Below are 4,012 nucleotides of genomic sequence, written 5' to 3' on the forward strand. Positions count from 1 at the left end.
CAGAATACTCCCATCTCCTCGCCGCCAAGTCTGGCGGAAAGATAAAGAAGTTCTATTGCTATCTGATAGGCGATTCAGTTAACCCACTCCGCTTGAGCGGGACATGGACACCATTCCCAGTCGGGAATGGCTGGTTTCAATCGAGTCCGCTTCTTGATCCTGTCACTCGACAACAGCTGGGAGAAACATATTTTGAACTTCTGCACTTCGGCGATGTTATTGAGCGAGCTAAAAAGCGGATCGGTGTCTATCAAAATAAGCTAAAAATTGACCTTCAATGAGACGTGAGGTGGTGCCTTCGACGTTCAACACTTTTTATCTGTATTTTGGAAAAGAGCCGTCCACTACATTACCTCATTCCGGCATAGTCGAAGCGTCGAGATTGGCGATGACCGCTGCCGAGATCGCGGGATCAACCCGGTCGCGCAGCAGGGCATCCGCCCATTTCGATCGGGTCGGGATGTTGCGCTCGCGCACTAGGCGCAAGGCGATCATCAGTCGGTGGATGAGGGGCAGCGAACGGCTTTTGAGCACGGCGTCGACGAAGGCGTCGGCGCTCGCCCACGACCTCGACAGCAGGTCAGCCATGGCCTGGGTTACCCCTTCAATGGCGCCCATATCCGGGCAGATTACCCGACCGAGGTCGCCGAGGTCGTGTTCAAGCAAGCCGAGGACTTCCTCGTTGGCGCGCACGAGCGGGAACGGGCATTGGCCGACCTCGAACAGGATCGTGGCGTCCATCCGTGCGTCGTTGTCGCCGACCGGGGCGGTCGGCAGGCGAGCGAACTGGGCGAGGATCATCCAGGCGGTCGTTTCTCCGTAGCTGCGCAAAGGCTCCGGGTCGAGGTCCACCGGCTCGCCCTGGACCTGGCCTGAGCGATCCGACAGCCAAGCTTGGCCGTCCTTGAGCTTGATGTGGATGAGGCGGCCGTCCGCGGATTCGAACGCGATCAGGCCATCATCCATGACCCGCTCCTTGGGGGTCACGGACAACAGGCCCCATATGATGTCGGCGCCGAAGTCGCCCCGCACGTGCGCCAGGCAACGCATCGCTTCGGCGCCGACCAAATCGCCAAGATGGACGGCGTCCAGGCGCTGACCGAGCCACACCCCAGCCTCGTTCTCATCAACGTGGGCGCGCCGATCGAGCTCTTCAGCAGCGGCCTCTGCCAGTTCCACCACGAACGCCGCGGGCACGGTCGGGGCCACGACGTCCTCACGGTCAAGGCGGAGGGTCCGCACCCAGCCCGCAGCGGCCAGATTGGCCAGTTCTTCACGACCTTCCGGCGAGAGGCCGTCGCGCCGGATGACAAAGCTGTGGGCGGCCTGCAGCTCCAACTCGGCGGAATGGGCCCCATCGTCGGCAAGCGCGTCGCGCGCTAGGACACGATAACCGCGCAGCAGGTCTGGCTGATCGGCGTAGGCCTTGCGCGCCTCGTCGATCCATTCGAGGCCCAAGGCGGGTGGCAGCAACGGTCCTTTCGAGGGATCCGCGAAACGGGTGTCGCGAGCAATGGTATCGTAGATCGCCCGTAGCACCCAGGGTGCGCGGAAGTCCTGAGCATATTCGGCGCCGTTGGAGAACAGGATCTTTTGCCCCGCGAGCGCTCGGGCGGCGGCCTGGAACTCCTCCACACGCATCGATCTGAGGGTGACCAAGGCGGCCTGGGCGCCCAGGGCGCTTGGGGTCCGGCCGTTCGGCGCCCGAGTCAGTGCCTTGGCGCGATCCGTGGTCACCAAAATCTTCAGCCGCGGGCCTGGCCGTAGCGACATCAACTCCTCTAGGTCCGCCGCCATGGCTGACCCAGGCGCCACGTCGTCGATTGCCACCACCAAGGTCGGACCCGCACCCGCCTGGGACATGCGGCGGAGCCAACTGCGGGCGTCGTCGGCCGAAAGAGTCCAGTCGAGTTCGGCCGCAAACAGGTTGGCAACGGTGCGATAAAGCCCGGGGCCGCTCCCCCGCAGCATCAAGACTGCCAGTTCTTCACTCGATCCCGTCCGCACGGCCAACTCGCGCAGCAGCGAGGACTTGCCACCGACAGGTGGGCCTTCGACAACCGTGAAGGCCGAGCCCTCCTTCAGCGACTTCATCGCCCGGAGCGTAGCGACCCTTGGAAACAGCAGATTCTGAGCGAAGGGACTGCCTCGTTCTCCGGGCGGGTCTGTCAGCTCGGCGATCAGCCGCGCGGTGCAGCCGCGGACGGCCCGTGTCCATACCTCTGTCTCGCGGCCCATGAGCGCCTCAATCGCCCAGCGCATATCCGCGGCAGAGATCTTGGCGGCGTTGGCGAGCAGTTGGCGGACTCCGGTCTGTGCGTCGTCGTCCCCCGCCCATGTCGCGCCGGTGTTGGCGTCGTAGACCCGGGTCTCCACGCCGTTGCTGACGATAACCAGCGGCGGCCGTGGTGTTAGCTGGTTGGCGTAGCTCTGGGCCTGGGCGTAGTCGGCCTCGGTCAGCGCTAGGTCCTCGCGCTTGATCTCCAGCACCGCTAGCGGCCGCTCGCCGTAAAAGAGCAGGATGTCGGCGCGGCCGGCTTTCTCCCACAGGGCGGCGCTGTCAAAGGTGTGGGTCTTGTGGCCCAGTCGGACCGTGAAGCGCCGCTGTTCGACCAGTTGGTCGCGGCCGATGTTGGGGAAGGCCTGCGTCAACGCGGCGGCAAGGCGGCTTTCCAGTTCCGCCTCAGCACGCACGGCGGGCGGCAGGGCCTTGAGTTTCTTGGTGGGTTTGTTGGCCTTGATCATCACTGAAAATACCGACTCCCTACCTTCAATGTCATTATTATTCTTGTGCTTATTATGGGCATTGTTGCCCAACGCGAATGACTAGATGTGTGGCCCTGGCCGGGCCCGAGCCGCAGAGATACGAAGCCGGACCTAGACGGCTTCACAAATGTCGTGTTTCTGGAGCGGCGTCGGATTCCGCTCCTGGCGCATAGCCGCCGATCCGGCTATCCAGGATAACCGATTTACGGAAAGTCGGCGATCCGCCGAAACGGATCGCCGGAACGACGGCGCTCAGGCACCGCCGTCGCCGAAGCGCCACACCGGGATGCCGAGGCGCCGCGCCTTGTCGGCGAGGTTGGCGGCGATGCCCGAGCCGGGAAAGGCGACGATGCCGATGGGCAACGCCTCCAGCAGGCGGTCGTTGCGCTTGAAGGGAGCGGCCTTGGCGTGGCGCGCCCAATCGGGCCGGAACAGCACCTGCGTTACCTTGCGGTGCTCAGCCCAGCAGGCGGCGATGCGTTCGGCGCCCTTCGGGCTGCCACCGTGCAGCAGCACCATGTCGGGGTGCTTGGCGCGTACCTTGTCGAGCACCGCCCAGATGCGGTGGTGGTCGTTGCACTCCACCCCGCCGGTGAAGGCGATGCGGGGGCCGGCCGGCAGCAGCGGCTCGGTCTCAGCCCTCCGCTTGGCGGCGAGGAAATCGCGGCTGTCGATCAGCGACGCCGTCAGGGTGCGGTGGCTGACCAGCGAGCCAGCGCGCGGCCGCCAGCTTGAACCGGTGTGGACCTCGAACAGCTCGGCGGCATGGTCACGGAAGGTCTCCATGGCGATGCGGCGCTCGATCAGCGTCAGCCCCTCGGCCAGCAGCCGCTCTAACTCGACCGAGCGGACCTCCGAGCCGTCCTGCTCGCGCTGACTGCGCTTCTGGGCGTCCTCGTTCTCGTCGAGCTCGCGCTGCACGCGGTCGGCGGCGCGATGGAACAGGTTGACGGTGGACCACAGCAGGTCGGCGAGGTCGGGTTCGAGGCGGGTGTCCTGCAGGGTGGAAACTAGGGCGTCGAAGACGTCGGCCAGGGCGGCGCGGATGGCGGTCTCGTCGGGCAGCGGCCGGGGATCGGGATCGTCCTCGAAGGGCCGGTGGCCGTAGAGCTGGAGTTCGGTCAGGGCGTGGTTGGTGGGGGAGGAGGCGTAGTGGAGCCCGGCGTCGGTATCGGTGACCATGGTGGTTGCCCTTCGGCTGGAGGATCGGCCGCGCCAACCGCGGCCTTCGTGGCGATCCCCCGGC

The 4,012-nt window shown here is 65.2% G+C and carries 3 protein-coding genes; 1 reads left to right on the forward strand and 2 read right to left on the reverse strand.

What is annotated here, in order from left to right; genetic code table 11:
- Positions 1–281: hypothetical protein (locus TSO352_RS33720; protein WP_211100390.1), on the forward strand; the 281-nt coding region annotated here is incomplete at its 5' end.
- Between the two features lie 73 nt (positions 282–354).
- On the opposite strand, the gene TSO352_RS18105 is transcribed toward TSO352_RS33720, so the two are convergent.
- Together TSO352_RS18105 and TSO352_RS18110 are read right to left on the reverse strand one after the other, a co-directional pair.
- A complete protein-coding gene (locus TSO352_RS18105) occupies positions 355–2,745 on the reverse strand; it encodes a type I restriction endonuclease (RefSeq protein WP_109108702.1) in 2,391 nt (796 codons plus the stop codon).
- A 273-nt stretch (positions 2,746–3,018) separates the two neighbouring features.
- The gene (locus TSO352_RS18110; RefSeq protein WP_109108703.1) at positions 3,019–3,948 is read right to left on the reverse strand and encodes a DUF2493 domain-containing protein; all 930 of its coding nucleotides are present in this window, start codon (positions 3,946–3,948) and stop codon (positions 3,019–3,021) included.
- Positions 3,949–4,012: the final 64 nt, after the last annotated feature.

Origin of the sequence: Azospirillum sp. TSO35-2, assembly GCF_003116095.1 — a bacterium.
Classification (GTDB): Bacteria; Pseudomonadota; Alphaproteobacteria; order Azospirillales; family Azospirillaceae; genus Azospirillum.

What these genes read in the sequence shown, in the direction of transcription:
- TSO352_RS18110 (WP_109108703.1), bottom strand. Translation starts at nt 3,948, where the DNA reads ATGGTCACCGATACCGACGCCGGGCTCCACTACGCCTCCTCCCCCACC.
- TSO352_RS18105 (WP_109108702.1), bottom strand. Translation starts at nt 2,745, where the DNA reads ATGATCAAGGCCAACAAACCCACCAAGAAACTCAAGGCCCTGCCGCCC.